Here is a 16,143-nt window from a genome sequence, read left to right on the forward strand (position 1 = left end):
CGTTAGGTTGTGCTGTTGGAGCTATTTGTCGATCTCGACGCGTGCGTCCTCACGCACCTTGGCGGTCAGCCCCGCGGCGTCCTCCAGCGACATGCTGCCGCCGAGAACGGCCCCCGCCGGGTCCGCCATCACCGCGACGCCCAGGGTGCTCTTGTCGCCCCAGACGCACGCGGGCGCCTCCATGGATCCCTGATCCGACGTGAACTTCAGGGACTGGCACTTCATGACGTCCCCGTCGAAGCCGTCCGGCGAGAACTCCTGGGGAGCGCCCTTCGCTTGCGCGGTGCCGTTGTCCTGCAGCGCCTTGACGATGACCGCCAGGGCGAGGTCCGCGCCCCGCTTCGGGTCGGTCACCTCGCCCCAGACACCGGTGAACTTCAGCATCTCCTTGCCGTCGGTCTGGTAGTCGGCCGCCACCAGGTGCGGATCCTTGACCACCGGGACCTGCTGCAGGTCCTTCTTGCCCGCCGCCGACAGATCGCCGTCGTCCGTGCCGTTGCCCTGGCGCTGGTACTCCTCCGCGACCGTCTTCGGAGTCGTGAGCTTGTACGGACCGCTGTCACCGCCGAACAGCAGGAACCCGCCCGCCGTCAGCGCTCCCACGACCACCAGCGCACCCACCGCCAGGCCGGCGGTCCGGCCCTTGCGGCGGCCACCGGGCGCGGCGGGCGGCGCGGGCGGGCCACCGTAGAAGCCCTGCCCGGGCTGTCCCGGCCGGCCCGGCTGTCCCGGCTGACCCGGCCGCGGGGCCTGCTGGCCATAAGGGTTCGCCGGGGCGCCGTACGGGCCGCCGCCGCTGTACGGAGGGGGCGCCGCGTAGCCCCCGGGCTGCCCGGGCTGGGCCGGCTGCGGATGGCCGTAGCCGGTGGGCTGGGCATACGGATTCGGCACAGGTGGCTGGCCGGCGCCCTGAGGGCCCGGCTGCGCCCCGTAGGGACCGGGCTGCGGCGGCGGCTGCTGATAGCTCATCGTGCCTCTCCTAGAAGCGCATGACAGGTCCTGAACATCCTTCCCGACGCGCCCCGGCGGCGTTGCGGCGGGGCCGCAACGGGTTCGTAACGGAGTCCGGCGGCCCTTTAGACTGCGGGGGTGACCGAGAACTCTCAGCAGCGCCCCGACAGCGGGCCGAACAGCGACCCTGAACTGCCGACCCAGTACGCGCCGGCCGATGTAGAGGGGCAGCTGTACGAGCGCTGGGTAGAGCGCGGTTACTTCGAGGCGGACGCCAAGAGCGGCAAGGAGCCGTACACGATCGTCATCCCGCCGCCCAACGTGACCGGATCGCTCCACCTGGGCCACGCCTTCGAGCACACGATCATCGACGCCCTCACCCGCCGCAAGCGGATGCAGGGCTACGAGACGCTGTGGCAGCCGGGCATGGACCATGCCGGTATCGCCACCCAGAACGTGGTCGAGCGCGAGCTGGCCAAGGAGGGCGTCTCCCGGCACGACCTGGGCCGTGAGGCGTTCATCGAGCGCGTGTGGCAGTGGAAGAACGAGTCCGGCGGGCAGATTTCCGGCCAGATGCGGCGGCTGGGCGACGGCGTCGCGTGGAACCGCGAGCGGTTCACCATGGACGAGGGGCTGTCCAAGTCCGTCCAGACCATCTTCAAGAAGCTCTACGACGATGAGCTGATCTACCGCGCCGAGCGCATCATCAACTGGTGCCCCCGCTGCCTCACGGCCATCTCCGACATCGAGGTGGAGTACCAGGACGACGACGGCGAACTGGTGTCGATCCGGTACGGCGAGGGCGACACCTCGATCGTCGTCGCCACGACCCGCGCCGAGACGATGCTGGGCGACACCGCGGTCGCCGTCCACCCCGACGACGACCGCTACCGGCACATGGTCGGCACCGAGATCGAGCTGCCGCTCACCGGCCGCCGCATCCCGGTCGTCGCCGACAGCCACGTCGACCCGGAGTTCGGCACCGGCGCGGTCAAGGTCACCCCGGCCCACGACCCGAACGACTTCGAGATCGGCCAGCGCCACGGCCTGCCGAACCTCAGCGTCATGGACGAGCACGCGGTGATCACCGCGCACGGTCCCTTCCAGGGCCTGGACCGGCTGGAGGCGCGCAGCGCCATCGTCGGCGCGCTGCGCGCCGAGGGCCGGATCGTGGCGGAGAAGCGCCCGTACACCCACTCCGTGGGCCACTGCTCGCGCTGCAAGACCACGATCGAGCCGCGGCTGTCCATGCAGTGGTGGGTCAAGGTCGGCCCGCTGGCCAAGGAGGCGGGCGACGCCGTCCGCGACGGCCGGGTCAGCATCCACCCGGAGGACATGTCGAAGCGCTACTTCGACTGGGTCGACAACCTGCACGACTGGTGCATCTCGCGCCAGCTGTGGTGGGGCCACCGGATCCCGGTCTGGTACGGGCCGGACGGCGAGGTCGTCTGCGTCGGACCCGACGAGGAGCCGCCGAGTGGCGAGGGGTGGCGTCAGGACAGTGACGTCCTGGACACCTGGTTCTCCTCCGGCCTCTGGCCGTTCTCCACGCTCGGCTGGCCCGAGCAGACCGACAGCCTGGCGAAGTTCTATCCGAACTCGGTGCTCGTCACCGGCTACGACATCCTCTTCTTCTGGGTCGCCCGGATGATGATGTTCGGCCTGTACGCGATGGACGGCACCCCGCCGTTCCGCACCATCGCCCTGCACGGGATGGTCCGCGACCAGTTCGGCAAGAAGATGTCCAAGTCCTTCGGGAACGCGGTCAATCCGCTGGACTGGATGGACACCTATGGCTCCGACGCCGTCCGCTTCACCCTCGCCCGCGGCGCCAACCCCGGGGTGGACGTGCCGATCGGCGAGGACTGGGTCCAGGCGTCCCGTAACTTCGCCAACAAGATCTGGAACGCGACCCGCTTCGCGCTGATGAACGGCGCGACGGTCGAGGGCGAACTGCCCGCCCCCGAGCGGCTGTCGGCCACCGACCGCTGGATCCTGTCCCGGCTGAACGAGGTCGTCGCCGACGTCGACGCGTTCTACGACGACTACCAGTTCGCGAAGCTCTCGGACACGCTCTTCCACTTCGCGTGGGACGAGGTCTTCGACTGGTACGTCGAGCTGTCCAAGACCACCTTCCAGAAGGGCGGCCCGGAGGCCGACGCCTCGCGGCGCGTCCTCGGTGAGGTCCTCGACGTCACGCTGCGGCTGCTGCACCCGGTGGTCCCGTTCGTCACCGAGAAGCTGTGGACCGCGCTCACCGGCCAGGAATCGGTCGTCATCGCCGACTGGCCGACCGACAGCGGCTTCCGCGACGAGGCCGCCGAGCGGGAGATCGAGAACCTGCAGCAGGTGGTCACCGAGGTCCGCCGGTTCCGCGCCGACCAGGGTCTCCAGCCCGGCCAGAAGGTCCCGGCCCGGCTCGAGCTGTCCGGCACCTCGCTCGCCGCGCACGAGGACGCGATGCGCTCCCTGCTGCGCCTCCAGCCGTCCGGGGAGGGCTTCACCGCCACCGCCTCGCTGCCGGTGGCGGGCGCGACCGTGGCGCTGGACCTGTCCGGCGCGATCGACGTCGAGGCCGAGCGCAAGCGGCTGGCCAAGGACCTCGCCGCGGCCGAGAAGGACAAGGCGCAGACCACGGCCAAGCTGTCCAACGAAGGGTTCCTGGCCAAGGCCCCCGACCACGTGGTGGAGAAGATCCGCGTCCGGCAGGCGACCGCCGAGGCCGACATCGCCCGGATCACCGCGCAGTTGGCGTCCCTGCCCCAGGGCTGACCCCGACCCGTACCGAGCGCCCCCGCCCCTTCCGGCGGGGGCGCTCCGTGCTTCCCTCGCCCGCCCCCGGGCCGGTGTGCGATGTCCCACAGTGGCCGCGGGGGAAGGTGATCCGTACGGTGAGTCGGGAACCCATAACTGTCTTCCGGGAGTTATCCACCAGTACGTCCCGGAAGGAGCTCCCCCCTCCCATGAACAAACCGCTGCGCCGCGCCTCCGTCTTCTCCCTGCTGCTCGTGCTGGCCCTGCTCGGCTGGGTCACCTATGTCCAGGTGGTGGAGGGCGCCGGTTTCCGGGACAACTCCCACAACGAACGTAACGCCATCAGCCAGTACGCCAACCCGCTGGGCAACATCCTGGCCGGTGGCAAGCCCATCACCGGCTCCACCGCCACCAGCGGCGATCTGAAGTACAAGCGGACGTACCGCGACGGGAAGCTCTACGCGCCGGTCACCGGCTATGCCTCGCAGTCGTACGGCAGCAACCAGCTGGAGGCCCTGGACCGGTCCGTGCTGGACGGTTCCGACACCCGGCTGAAGAACCCGCTCCAGGCGCTGATCCGGGAGCCGTCCAAGCCGGGGGACGTGATGACCACGATCGACCCGGCCGTGCAGAAGGCCGCGTACAAGGGGCTGGGGAACAACACGGGCGCGGCCGTGGCGATCGACCCGAAGACGGGCGCGGTGCGCGCCCTGGCCAGTACGCCCTCGTACAACCCGAGCGCCTTCGCCGGGTCCGACACCTCCGACCAGAAGGCGTGGCTGAAGCTGACGAAGGACAAGGACCAGCCGATGCTGAACCGGGCGCTGCGCCAGACGTATCCGCCGGGGTCGGCGTTCAAGCTGGTGGTCGCGGCGGCCGCCCTGGATGACGGGCTGTACTCGTCGGTGGACGAGCCGACCAAGAGCCCCAACCCGTACCGGCTGCCGGGCACGGTCACCGACATGAAGAACGAGAACGCGTCGGCGCCCTGTGAGAACGCGACGATCCGCACGGCCTTGCAGTACTCGTGCAATACGGTCTTCGCGAAGATGGCCGTGGACCTGGGCGAGTCCAAGCTGGGCGCCGAGGCCAAGAAGCTGGGCTTCGACGACTCCAAGCTGGACATCCCGGTGCGCGCCGCCAAGAGCGTGTACCCGAGCGGTATGGACCACTCGCAGACCGCGCTGACCGGCATGGGCCAGTTCGACGTGACCGCGACCCCGCTGCAGATGGCCATGGTCTCCTCGGCCATCGCGGACGACGGCAAGCTGATGAAGCCGTACGAGGTGGAGCGCACGACGGACGGGAACGCGACCGCGCTGGACCGCACCGAGCCGAAGGCCTTCACCCAGGCGATGTCGAAGTCCACCGCGCAGGAACTGCGGTCGGCGATGCGGACCGTCGTGCAGAAGGGCACGGGCACCAACGCGAAGATCCCCGGGATACAGGTCGGCGGCAAGACCGGCACCGCGCAGCACGGCGAGAACAACAGCGGTAATCCGTTCGCGTGGTTCGTGAGTTACGCGGATGACGCCAGCGGCCACAAGATCGCGGTCGCGGTGGTGGTCGAGGACAGCGACGCACCCCGCGCGGACATCTCCGGCGGCGGCCTGGCCGGGCCGATCGCCAAGTCGATGATGTCCGCCGCCCTGGGAGGCGGGGCCGCCTCCTGAGGCGCTGTGCCGGGGCTGTTCCAGGGCTGCTCCGGGACCGCATGGGCGCTTCCACGGGCTGTCGGGGGTCACTCGTAGACTGGTCCGTGTGAGCGAGCGCCCCCAGAACCAACCGGACGAACAGAACGAACCGGATGAATTCGACGACATCGTCGGAGCCGAGACCGACCGCGACCCCGATCTGGCGGTGATCGAGGCGGGCAGCCGGACGCTGCGCGCGCAGTCGGGCCCGCCGCAGGGCGACGGCATTCCGGCTCGCCCCTCCGACCCCGAGGTGGACCGCGCGCTGCGCGAGGTGGAGGCGGAGCTGGCCACGCGGTGGGAGGAGACCAAGCTCGACCCCTCGCTGGTGCGCATGGAGGCGCTGCTGGACATCCTCGGCTCGCCCCACCGCGCCTACCCCTCGATCCACATCACCGGGACGAACGGCAAGACCAGCACCGCCCGCATGGTCGAAGCGCTGCTGGGCTCCTTCGAGCTGCGCACCGGCCGCTACACGAGCCCGCACGTGCAGTCCGTCACCGAGCGGATCAGCCTGGACGGGGCGCCGATCTCCGCCGAGCGCTTCATCGAGACGTACCAGGACATCGCGCCGTACATCGAGATGGTCGACGAGCGGCAGCAGTACCGGCTGTCGTTCTTCGAGGTGCTCACCGGCATGGCGTACGCGGCCTTCGCGGACGCGCCGGTGGACATCGCGGTCGTCGAGGTCGGCATGGGCGGCTCCTGGGACGCCACCAATGTGATCGACTCGGACGTCGCGGTGATCATGCCGATCTCGCTGGACCACACCGACCGGCTCGGCGAGACTCCGGAGGAGATCGCGGCCGAGAAGTCCGGGATAGTCAAGCAGGACGCCACGGTGGTGCTCGCGCAGCAGCCCGTGGAGGCCGCGTCCGTGGTGCTCAAGCGCGCCGTCGAGGTGGACGCCACGGTGGCCCGCGAGGGCATGGAGTTCGGGGTGGTCTCCCGCGAGGTGGCGGTCGGCGGCCAGCTGGTGACGCTGCGCGGCCTCGGCGGTGAGTACCCCGAGATCTTCCTCCCGCTGCACGGCGCCCACCAGGCGCACAACGCGGCGGTGGCGCTGGCCGCCGTCGAGGCGTTCTTCGGCGTCGGCTCCCAGCACGCCCGGCCGCTGGACCTGGACACCATCCGCTCCGCCTTCGCCTCCGTCAGCTCCCCGGGCCGGATGGAGGTGGTGCGCCGCAGCCCGACCGTGGTGCTGGACGCCGCGCACAACCCCGGGGGCGCCCGGGCGGCGGCCGAGGCGGTCACCGAGGCGTTCGACTTCAGCCGCCTCATCGGCGTGGTCGGAGCCAGCGACGGCAAGGACGTTCGTGGGCTATTGGAAGCTTTTGAGCCGATTTTCGCCGAAATCGTGGTGACCCGTAATTCCAGCCATCGCGCGATGGACGCGGATGAGTTGGCCGGGCTCGCCGTCGAGGTGTTCGGCTCCGACCGCGTGCAGGTCGAGCCCCGGCTGGACGACGCCCTGGAGGCCGCGATCACTCTCGCGGAGGAGGAGGGCGAATACGCTGGTGCGGGGGTGCTGGTCACCGGGTCGGTCATCACGGTCGGCGAGGCCCGGCTGCTTCTGGGAAAGGGCTGAAATGCGGACGCTGTGCGCCTCCACTCTGATCGGCGAGTTCTTCGTGATCGGCTTCGCCGGGCTGGTCGCGATGAAGGTCTCCGGCCTGTCGATGGGCACCGTCTGGACGGTCTGCGGTATCGCCATGGCACTGTGTGTACTGCTGTGCGGCATGCTGAGCCGCCCCGGGGCGGTGCAGATCGGCTGGGCCCTGCAGATCGGGCTGGTGCTGAGCGGTTTTGTGGTGACCACCATGTTCTTCCTCGGCGTGGTCTTCGCCGCGCTGTGGTGGGCCTCGGTCCACTTCGGCCGCAAGGTCGACCAGGCGAAGGAGCGGTTCGCCGCGGCCTCCGCCGCCTCGCCTGACGCTGCGTGACGTGGCCGGCGATCACCCATGTAGCCTCAGCCGCACAGCTTCACCCGCATGCCACTTCCCAAAGGAGCCCGCACCGTGAGCCAGCGCACGCTCGTCCTTCTCAAGCCCGACGCCGTACGACGCGGACTGGTGGGCGAGATTCTCGGCCGGATCGAGCAGAAGGCGGGGTGGACGATCTCCGCCCTGGAGCTGCGCCGGCTGGGCCGTGAGCTGCTGGAGCAGCACTACGCCGAGCACGTCGGCAAGCCCTTTTACGAGCCCTTGGTCGAGTTCATGTCCTCCGGGCCGGCCGTGGCACTGGTCGTCGAGGGCGAGCGTGTGATCGAAGGCGTCCGGGCGCTGGCCGGGCCGACCGACCCGATCGCCGCGGCGCCCGGTTCCATCCGTGGCGATTTCGGCACCATCGTTCGGGAAAATCTGATCCATGCGTCCGACTCCGAAGAGTCGGCCGAGCGTGAAATCAAGATTTTCTTTCCCGGTCTCGCCTGATCTCACCTGATCTCGCTCTGATCGATCATCAGCTGGTCACACCCCTGCTGACCTGGGGGCGGTCGAAATTATCGGCCGCCCCTTGGCATATGCGAGCCGATCGGGGGAACGCATCTCCGCGACACGACGTCACCATTAGAGGGGGCGGGCTCGTGTTCTGCTGACAATGGCGGAGGACCCCCGCAGCGTGTTCGCGCGGGCGTGACTACGATGAAGCTTCCGCGCCTCGCAGCGCACCACACATCCTGCCGACCTCAAGCAAGCAATCGCTCCAGCAGGGAAGGCCTGACGTATCCTCATGGGGAACAACATGTCGTTCATCGGCCGTGACATGGCTGTCGACCTCGGGACCGCCAACACGCTGGTGTACGTCAGGGGCCGCGGGATCGTCCTCAACGAGCCATCCGTCGTCGCCATCAACACCAACACCGGCGGAATTCTCGCCGTGGGCGCCGAGGCAAAGAAGATGATCGGCCGCACCCCTGGCAACATCGTCGCCGTGCGTCCGCTCAAGGACGGCGTTATCGCCGACTTCGAGATCACCGAGCGGATGCTGCGGTACTTCATTCTGAAGATCCATAAGCGCCGCTATCTGGCCCGTCCCCGGGTGGTGGTGTGCGTTCCGTCCGGAATCACCGGAGTCGAGCGCCGCGCGGTCATCGAGGCGTCCACCCAGGCGGGCGCCCGCCAGGTCCACATCATCGAAGAACCGATGGCCGCGGCCATCGGTTCCGGCCTCCCGGTCCACGAGGCCACCGGCAACATGGTGGTGGACATCGGCGGCGGCACCACCGAGGTCGCCGTCATCTCGCTCGGCGGCATCGTCACCGCCCAGTCCATCCGGGTGGCCGGCGACGAGCTGGACAACGCGATCATCCAGCACATCAAGAAGGAGTACAGCCTCCTCCTTGGCGAGCGCACCGCCGAGAACATCAAGATCACGATCGGCTCGGCGTTCGAGAGCGAGGAAGAGGAGCACACCGAGATCCGCGGCCGCGACCTGGTCAGCGGGCTCCCCAAGACCGTCGTGATCTCCGCCGCCGAGGTCCGCAAGGCCATGGAGGAGCCGGTCAACTCCATCGTCGACGCGGTCAAGACCACGCTCGACAAGTGCCCGCCGGAGCTGTCCGGCGACGTCATGGACCGCGGCATCGTGCTCACCGGCGGCGGCGCGCTGCTCCGCGGCCTCGACGAGCGGCTGCGCCGCGAGACCGGCATGCCCATCCACATCGCCGAGGACCCGCTCGACTCGGTCGCGCTCGGTTCCGGCAAGTGCGTGGAGGAGTTCGAGGCGCTCCAGCAGGTGCTGGACGCCCAGCCGCGCAGATGACAACCAGGCGGATCGGCCGTGCGGGCGGTGTGTCGCCCGTACGGCGCATCGGCGGATCCGGCTGATATACAGGCATAAGGCTCCTTAAGGACCGGACGGCCACAACGAGATCGGGACCGGTCCGACTTCGACGAGGAAGGCACGTCGCCGCACGTGAGGGACACACGAGAGAGCCGGCTGCTCCTGGTGCTGCTGATCGCCATCGCGTTCGCGCTGATCACGGTGGATATCCGCGGCGGCGAGGACTCGCCCCTCGACGGCGCCCGTCAGGCCGCCGCTTCCGCCTTCGGCCCGGTGGAGAACGGTGTCGCGAGCGCCGTCGATCCGGTCGGCAACGCCGTCGCCGCGATCCGGGACTCCGACGAGCGGCACGACCGCATCAGTCAACTGGAGCAGGAGAACACCAGACTCAAGCAGCGGCTCGGCAGCGACGACCGCAATCGCGCCCGTACCGTCGAACTCGACAAGCTGCGCAAGGTCGCCGGCGCCGGCCAATACGGCATCAAGGGCGCCGAGGTCATCGGCATCGGCGCCGCCCAGGGATTCTCCTGGACCGTCACCCTCGACGTCGGCAGCGACGACGGGATCCAGCGCGACCAGACCGTCATCAACGGCGACGGACTCGTCGGCCGGGTCACCACGGTCGGCCCCTCCACCTCCACCGTGCTGCTCGCCATCGACCCCGACTTCACCGTCGGCACCCGGATGGAGAAGTCCAGCGAGCTGGGCTTCGCCACCGGACGCGGCGACCGCTCCCTGCACGTCCAGCTCCTCAACGGCAAGGCCAAGATCAAGAAGGGGGACCGGCTCGTCACCTTCGGCTCGCAGGCCGACAAGCCGTTCGTGCCCGGCGTCCCGGTCGGCAAGGTGGTCCGCGTCGACCCCACCGGCGGCGACCTCACCCGCACCCTCCAGGTGCGCCCCTACGTCCGGTTCAGCAGGCTGGACATCGTCGGCGTGGTCGTCCAGCCGCCGCGCTCCAACCCGCGCGACACCGTGCTGCCGCCCAAGCCCGCGAAACCCAAGCCGGCGCCCACGGTCACCGTCACGGCCACCCCCTCAGCCACCGCAACGAGCCCGGCCAACAGGAGCTGACCGATGCTGCGCCTCAACCGTGTCCTCCTGTCCACCGTCCTCGTCGTCGTCGCCCTCGTCGTCCAGATCTGCGTCCTCGCCCGGCTGCAACTGCCCGGCGCCGTCCCCGATCTGCTGCTGCTCGTCGTCCTCGGCCTCGCGCTGGTCTACGGCCACACCGGCGGCGCCCTGGTCGGGTTCGGCGCCGGTCTGCTCGCCGACCTCGCCCCGCCCGCCGATCACGCCGCCGGGCGCTATGCCCTGGTGCTGTGCGTCATCGGCTATCTGGCGGGGCTCGCCAAGCCCGAGAGCGGCCAGCTCCGGACGGCCACCGGGCCGATGGTGGTGGTCGTCGCGGCGGCCATCGGCGCCACCCTGCTGTACGCGGGGGTCGGCATCCTCGTCGGCGACGACGCGGCCCGCCACGTGGGCCTGGGCGAGCTGCTGTTCACGGCTGCCCTCTACGACCTGCTGCTGGCGCCCTTCACGGTGCCGCTGATCATGGGGCTGGCCAGACGCGGGGAGAACGACCGGATGGCCGACAGCTCCGGCGGCACCGGCACCGAGAGCGGCGCCCGCTGGATCACCTCGGCGGGCAGCGTCCGGGTCGGCCGGATGAGCCGCTTCCGCCGTTCCGGCCGGGCCGCCCGGCTCGGCGGCCTGGGCGGCGGTCAGGGCGGCGGTCGGGGCGGTGGCCTGCTGGCGAAGGCGACGAAGCGGACCGGCCGCGTCAAGGACGGCCGCGTCAAGCTCAAGGGGGTCAAGCGCCTGTGAGCACCGCCGCCCCGCCGACCGCCGCCGCCCGCCGGTCGCCCGCAGCCCTCCCGTCTCCCGCCTCCACCCTCGACGGAGCGCCATGAGCAATATCCCGGAGACCGGACGGACTCCCCGGGTCACCGTCCGCCTCGTCGCCATCCAGATCATTGTCTTCTCGCTCCTGCTCACCCTCGGCGGACGGCTCTGGTACCTGCAGATCCGCAACGGCGACGAATACACCGAGAAGGCCGCCAACAACCACGTCCAGCAGGTCGTCCACCCGGCCGTCCGCGGCTCGATACTGGACGCCCGCGGCGTGCCCCTCGCCGACAACGAGACCCGGCTCGTCGTCTCAGCCAGCCGCACCGCGCTGATGAAGGAGCCCGACGACGGCGAGGCCGTCCTCACCCGGCTCGCGGGCGTCCTCCACATGAAGCCCAAGGACGTCAAGGACAAGGTCCGGCTGTGCGACGCCGAGACCCCGCAGCCCTGCTGGAACGGCTCCCCGTACCAGCCCATCCCGATCACCGACGAGGCCAGCGCCAAGCAGGCGCTCCAGATCCGCGAGCGCGAAGAGGACTTCCCGGGGATCAGCGCCGAGCCCACCGCCGTGCGGCGCTACGCCGCCCCGGCCGGCTCCAACGCCGCCCAGGTGCTCGGCTACCTCTCGCCGGTGACCGACGAGCAGATCAAGAAGGCCGAGCACACCAAGTCGCCGCTGCTCCGCTCCGACCAGGTCGGCTCCAACGGGCTGGAGAGCGAGTACGACAGCAAGCTGCGCGGCAAGGCCGGGGTGACCCGCTACGAGGTCGACAACCTCGGCCGCGTCATCGGCCAGCGGGAGAGCCAGCGGGCCCGGCCCGGGGACAACGTCGTCACCAGCCTCGACTCACGCGTCCAAGCGGTCGCGGAGAAGGAGCTGGACCAGGCGATGAAGGACGCCCGCAAGCAGTACGACCGGAACACCGGCCGGAAGTACAAGGCGGACTCGGGCTCGGTCGTGGTCATGGAGGCCAAGACCGGCCGGGTGGTGGCGATGGCGTCCAACCCGGCGTACGACCCCAACGCCTGGGTCGGCGGCATCTCCGGCAAGGACTACAAGAAGCTCACCGGCAAGGACAGCAACTACCCGCTGCTGAACCGGGCCATCCAGGGCCAGGCGGCCCCCGGCTCGATCTTCAAGGTGATCCCGACGACCGCCGCGGTCAACGCCGGATACGGCTTCAGCGGGCCCTACCCCTGCACCAGCTCGTTCAACATCGGCGGCCAGGTCTTCAAGAACTTCGAGTCCGAGAACTACGGCGGGATCAGCCTCGGCCGCGCGCTGGAGGTCTCCTGCGACACGGTCTTCTACCGGCTCGCCTACGACGAGTGGAAGAAGGACGGCGGCAACAAGCCCAAGAAGCACCCGGGGGACTGGTTCTACAAGACCGCCCACCAGTTCGGCCTCGGCAAGGAGACCGGCGTCGACCTCCCCAACGAGGTCAGCGGCCGGATCCCGGACCGCCAGTGGAAGAAGGACTTCTGGAAGGCCAACAAGGACGCCTGGTGCAAGAACGGCAAGAAGGACGGGAACTACACCCAGCGGCTCTCCTACGAGAACTGCCTCGAAGGCATGAAGATGCGCGCGGGTGACTCCGTCAACTACTCGATCGGCCAGGGCGACACGCTCGTCACACCGATCCAGATGGCCACCATCTACGCGGCGATCAGCAACGGCGGCACGCTCTACGACCCGACCGTCGGCAAGGCGATCGTCAGCCCGGACGGCAAGCACATCCAGGAGATCAAGCCCAAGTCGCACGGCAAGCTCCCGATGAAGGGGCAGACGCGCGAACAGATCGACCAGGCGCTCGCGGGCGTCGCCACCCGGGGCACCGCCGCCTGGCGGTTCCAGGGCTGGCCGCAGGACAAGATCCCGATGCACGCCAAGACCGGTACCGCCGAGGTCTACGGCAAGCAGACCACCTCGTGGTTCGCGACCTACACCAAGGACTACTCGGTCGTCATGACGATCTCGCAGGGCGGCACCGGTTCCGGCGCCTCCGGTCCGGCCGTCCGCAAGATCTACAACGCGCTGTACGGGGTCGACGGCAAGGGCAAGATCGACGAGAAGAAGGCGCTGCTGCCCAAGCCGCAGGCCGACCTCCCCAAGATCTCCTCCGACGGCTCGATCGAGGCCCAGCCGGTGGGCAAGCCGCTCTCCCTGCTGGGCGACACCAGGCGGCGGGGAGGTGCGCAGCAGTGAGCGCGTCGACCCATGGCTACTCCGTCCCCCGCTTCACCCCCGAACGCGGCACCTGGCGCAAGCTCATGGCGCGCGACTCGCTCGTGCGCCGCCTGGACTGGGTGCTGCTGCTCAGCTGCCTCGCGCTGTCCGCGATCGGCACCCTGCTGGTCTACTCGGCGACCCGCAACCGCACCGAGCTGAACCAGGGCGATCCGTACTACTTCCTGGTCCGGCACGCCCTGAACACCGGCATCGGGCTGCTGCTCGCGATCGGCACCATCTGGCTCGGCCACCGCACCCTGCGCGGCGCGGTGCCGGTGCTGTACGGCCTGTCCGTCATCCTCGTCCTCGCCGTCCTCACCCCGCTGGGCTCGACCATCAACGGCGCGCACGCCTGGATCGTGATCGGCGCCGGCTTCTCCCTCCAGCCCGGCGAGTTCGCCAAGATCACGATCATCCTCGGCATGTCGATGCTGCTGGCCGCGCGGGTGGACGCGGGCGACCGGCTCACCCCCGACCACCGCACCGTCGTCCAGGCGCTCGGCCTGGCCGCGCTGCCCATCGCGATCGTGATGGGGATGCCGGACCTCGGTTCGGTGATGGTCATGGCGGTGATCGTGCTCGCGGTGCTCCTCGCCTCCGGCGCGTCCAACCGCTGGATCGCCGGGCTGATCGCCACCGCGGTGGTCGGCGCGCTGCTGATCTGGCAGCTGCACATCCTCGACCAGTACCAGATCGACCGCTTCGCCGCCTTCGCCAACCCCGCCCTGGACCCGGCGGGCGTCGGCTACAACACCAACCAGGCGCGCATCGCGATCGGTTCGGGCGGCCTCACCGGCAAGGGGCTCTTCCACGGCACCCAGACCACCGGCCAGTTCGTGCCCGAGCAGCAGACGGACTTCGTCTTCTCGGTCGCGGGGGAGGAGCTGGGCTTCCTCGGCGCGGGCCTGATCATCGTGCTGCTGGGCGTCGTCCTGTGGCGCGCCTGCCGGATCGCCCGGGGCACGACCGAGCTGTACGGGACGGTCGTCGCGGCCGGAATCATCGCCTGGTTCGCGTTCCAGTCGTTCGAGAACATCGGCATGACGCTGGGCATCATGCCGGTGGCCGGTCTGCCGCTGCCGTTCGTCTCCTACGGCGGCTCGTCGATGTTCGCCGTATGGATCGGAATCGGGCTGCTCCAGTCCATCCGGGTGCAACGGCCCGTATCGGCCTGACCCGGACGCGGGGGACTCCCGCCGAGCGTCCCGGGCGACTACATTCACGCCATGGTGGACATGATGCGGGAGATCGAACGCAAGTACGAGACCACCGATGACGGCGCCCCATCCGGCGGCCTCCCCGAACTGGCCGGGGTCGCCGGAATCGCGCAGGTCAGGGACGAGGGCGTCGTCACGCTCGACGCCACGTACTACGACACCCCCGGGCAGCGGCTCGCCGCCGACGGCATCACCCTGCGCCGCCGCACCGGGGGCGACGACGCGGGCTGGCACCTCAAGCTGCCGGTGGGCCCGGACGTACGGGACGAGATCCGCGCCCCGCTCGCGGACGCCCTGCCCGCCCACCTCGCGGGCCTCGTACGCTCCCGCGTCCGCGGCCACGGCCTCGTCCCCCTCGTCCACCTGCTGTCGGAGCGGAACGTCCGGCACCTCCTGGACGACGACGGCACGCTGCTCGCCGAGCTGTCCGCCGACCGGGTCACCGCCCGCCGCCTGGCCCCGGCCCCCGGCGACCCGTTGAGCTGGACCGAGGTCGAGGTGGAGCTGGCCGAGGGCGGCGACCCCGCGCTCCTCGACACCCTCGAACCGCATCTGATCGACGCCGGGCTGCGCCGCGCCGACCTCCCCTCCAAGCTCGCCCGCGCCCTGGCCGAAACCGATCCGCGCGGGGGAGGCCGAAAGCCCGGAAAGCCCGGCAAGCCCGGCAAGAAGCCCGGCCAGAAGAAGTCAGGGAAGAAAGCCGCGGCCAAGGCCACCGCCGGTGACGCCATCCTGGACTACGTACGCCGCCAGATCACCGCGATCGTCACCCTCGACCCCGCCGCACGCCTGGACACCCCCGACTCCGTGCACCGCATGCGCGTCGCCACCCGCCGGCTGCGCAGCGCCTTCCGCTCGTACCGCAAGGTCCTGGACCGCACCGTCACCGACCCCATCGGCGCCGAGCTGAAGTGGCTGGCCGCCGAGCTGGGCATCGACCGGGACCGCGAAGTGCTCACCGCGCGCATCGCCGAACGGCTCGCCGAGGTGCCCGTAGAACTGCGGCTCGGACCCGTCGCCGCCCGGCTGGAGATCTGGTCGCACGCCCGCCGCACCGGTTCCCGCGACCGGCTGATCGGCGTCCTGGACGGCGAACGCTACCTCGCCCTCCTCGACACCCTCGACGCGCTCCTGGCCGACCCGCCGCTGTGCCCCGCCGCCGCCCGCCCGGCCGCCGAGGTGATCCGCAAGGCCGTGCTGCGCGACTACGAACGGCTCGCGGACCGTCTCGGCCCGGCCCTGGACGCCCCTTCCGGGCCCGACCGCGACATCGTCCTGCACGAGGCCCGCAAGGACGCCAAGCGGGCCCGCTACGCCGCCGAGGCCGCCCGCCCGGCGCTCGGCCCGCCCGCGAAGGCGTTCGCGGGGCTCATGACCGAGGTGCAGGAACTGCTCGGCGACCACCAGGACAGCGTGGTCGCGCGCGAGGCGCTGCGCGAACTCGCGATCCAGGCGCACGCGGCGGGGGAGTCGACCTTCACCGTCGGCCTGCTCTACGGCCGCGAGGAGGCCCGCGCGGCCGCCCGCGAGCGCGAACTGCCCGGTCTGTGGGCCGAGGTCTCCCGCAAGGAGCACCGGGCGGCGCTGGAGCCGTAACCGAACGGACGGACGATCGTTGGTTCGGGTGCACGGCTTTCCCCGCTCGCGCGGGGGTGGTCCGGGC

The 16,143-nt window shown here is 70.2% G+C and carries 12 protein-coding genes; 11 read left to right on the plus strand and 1 reads right to left on the minus strand.

Annotated features, from left to right (window positions below; translation table 11 throughout):
* Window positions 1–21: 21 nt before the first annotated feature.
* Window positions 22–969 carry a hypothetical protein gene (locus ACFZCY_RS32985; RefSeq protein ID WP_391181547.1) on the minus strand — a complete coding sequence of 316 codons (948 nt, stop codon included), beginning with the start codon at window positions 967–969 and terminating at the stop codon, window positions 22–24.
* A gap of 120 nt (window positions 970–1,089) precedes the next feature.
* Between ACFZCY_RS32985 and ACFZCY_RS32990 the strand changes: the two genes are divergently transcribed.
* The 11 genes from ACFZCY_RS32990 (at window position 1,090) to ACFZCY_RS33040 (ending at window position 16,076) form a co-directional block, all read left to right on the plus strand.
* A complete protein-coding gene (locus ACFZCY_RS32990) occupies window positions 1,090–3,723 on the plus strand; it encodes a valine--tRNA ligase (protein ID WP_391181549.1) in 2,634 nt (877 codons plus the stop codon).
* Between the two features lie 191 nt (window positions 3,724–3,914).
* Window positions 3,915–5,378 carry a penicillin-binding transpeptidase domain-containing protein gene (locus tag ACFZCY_RS32995; protein ID WP_391181551.1) on the plus strand — a complete coding sequence of 488 codons (1,464 nt, stop codon included), beginning with the start codon at window positions 3,915–3,917 and terminating at the stop codon, window positions 5,376–5,378.
* Window positions 5,379–5,466: 88 nt separating this feature from the next.
* Complete coding sequence (locus ACFZCY_RS33000) at window positions 5,467–6,987, plus strand: glutamate ligase domain-containing protein (protein ID WP_391181554.1); 1,521 nt, start codon at window positions 5,467–5,469, stop codon at window positions 6,985–6,987.
* 1 nt (window position 6,988) lies between these two features.
* The gene (locus ACFZCY_RS33005) at window positions 6,989–7,342 is read left to right on the plus strand and encodes a DUF4233 domain-containing protein (protein ID WP_009717936.1); all 354 of its coding nucleotides are present in this window, start codon (window positions 6,989–6,991) and stop codon (window positions 7,340–7,342) included.
* 75 nt (window positions 7,343–7,417) lie between these two features.
* A complete protein-coding gene (ndk, locus tag ACFZCY_RS33010) occupies window positions 7,418–7,831 on the plus strand; it encodes a nucleoside-diphosphate kinase (protein ID WP_179934270.1) in 414 nt (137 codons plus the stop codon).
* 310 nt (window positions 7,832–8,141) lie between these two features.
* Window positions 8,142–9,161 carry a rod shape-determining protein gene (locus ACFZCY_RS33015; protein WP_039941926.1) on the plus strand — a complete coding sequence of 340 codons (1,020 nt, stop codon included), beginning with the start codon at window positions 8,142–8,144 and terminating at the stop codon, window positions 9,159–9,161.
* 153 nt (window positions 9,162–9,314) lie between these two features.
* Window positions 9,315–10,256, plus strand: a complete 942-nt coding sequence (gene mreC / locus ACFZCY_RS33020) for a rod shape-determining protein MreC (RefSeq protein WP_391181558.1) — start codon at window positions 9,315–9,317, stop codon at window positions 10,254–10,256.
* Window positions 10,257–10,262: 6 nt separating this feature from the next.
* Complete coding sequence (mreD, locus tag ACFZCY_RS33025) at window positions 10,263–11,009, plus strand: rod shape-determining protein MreD (RefSeq protein ID WP_391181769.1); 747 nt, start codon at window positions 10,263–10,265, stop codon at window positions 11,007–11,009.
* Between the two features lie 82 nt (window positions 11,010–11,091).
* The gene (mrdA, locus tag ACFZCY_RS33030; protein ID WP_391181560.1) at window positions 11,092–13,239 is read left to right on the plus strand and encodes a penicillin-binding protein 2; all 2,148 of its coding nucleotides are present in this window, start codon (window positions 11,092–11,094) and stop codon (window positions 13,237–13,239) included.
* A 65-nt stretch (window positions 13,240–13,304) separates the two neighbouring features.
* A complete protein-coding gene (gene rodA / locus ACFZCY_RS33035) occupies window positions 13,305–14,438 on the plus strand; it encodes a rod shape-determining protein RodA (RefSeq protein WP_391181772.1) in 1,134 nt (377 codons plus the stop codon).
* Window positions 14,439–14,489: 51 nt separating this feature from the next.
* On the plus strand, window positions 14,490–16,076 hold the full coding sequence (locus tag ACFZCY_RS33040) for a CHAD domain-containing protein (RefSeq protein WP_391181563.1): 1,587 nt from the start codon (window positions 14,490–14,492) through the stop codon (window positions 16,074–16,076).
* Window positions 16,077–16,143: the final 67 nt, after the last annotated feature.

This window comes from Streptomyces sp. NPDC007983 (assembly GCF_042958345.1).
In the GTDB taxonomy this organism is placed as follows: domain Bacteria; phylum Actinomycetota; class Actinomycetes; order Streptomycetales; family Streptomycetaceae; genus Streptomyces.

Bases quoted from the DNA above. Each gene is read 5' to 3' on its own strand.
- ACFZCY_RS32985 (WP_391181547.1), bottom strand. From the start codon at position 969: ATGAGCTATCAGCAGCCGCCGCCGCAGCCCGGTCCCTACGGGGCGCAG.
- ACFZCY_RS32995 (WP_391181551.1), top strand. From the start codon at position 3,915: ATGAACAAACCGCTGCGCCGCGCCTCCGTCTTCTCCCTGCTGCTCGTG.
- ACFZCY_RS33005 (WP_009717936.1), top strand. From the start codon at position 6,989: ATGCGGACGCTGTGCGCCTCCACTCTGATCGGCGAGTTCTTCGTGATC.
- ACFZCY_RS33015 (WP_039941926.1), top strand. From the start codon at position 8,142: ATGTCGTTCATCGGCCGTGACATGGCTGTCGACCTCGGGACCGCCAAC.
- mrdA (WP_391181560.1), top strand. From the start codon at position 11,092: ATGAGCAATATCCCGGAGACCGGACGGACTCCCCGGGTCACCGTCCGC.
- rodA (WP_391181772.1), top strand. From the start codon at position 13,305: ATGGCGCGCGACTCGCTCGTGCGCCGCCTGGACTGGGTGCTGCTGCTC.
- ACFZCY_RS33040 (WP_391181563.1), top strand. From the start codon at position 14,490: ATGGTGGACATGATGCGGGAGATCGAACGCAAGTACGAGACCACCGAT.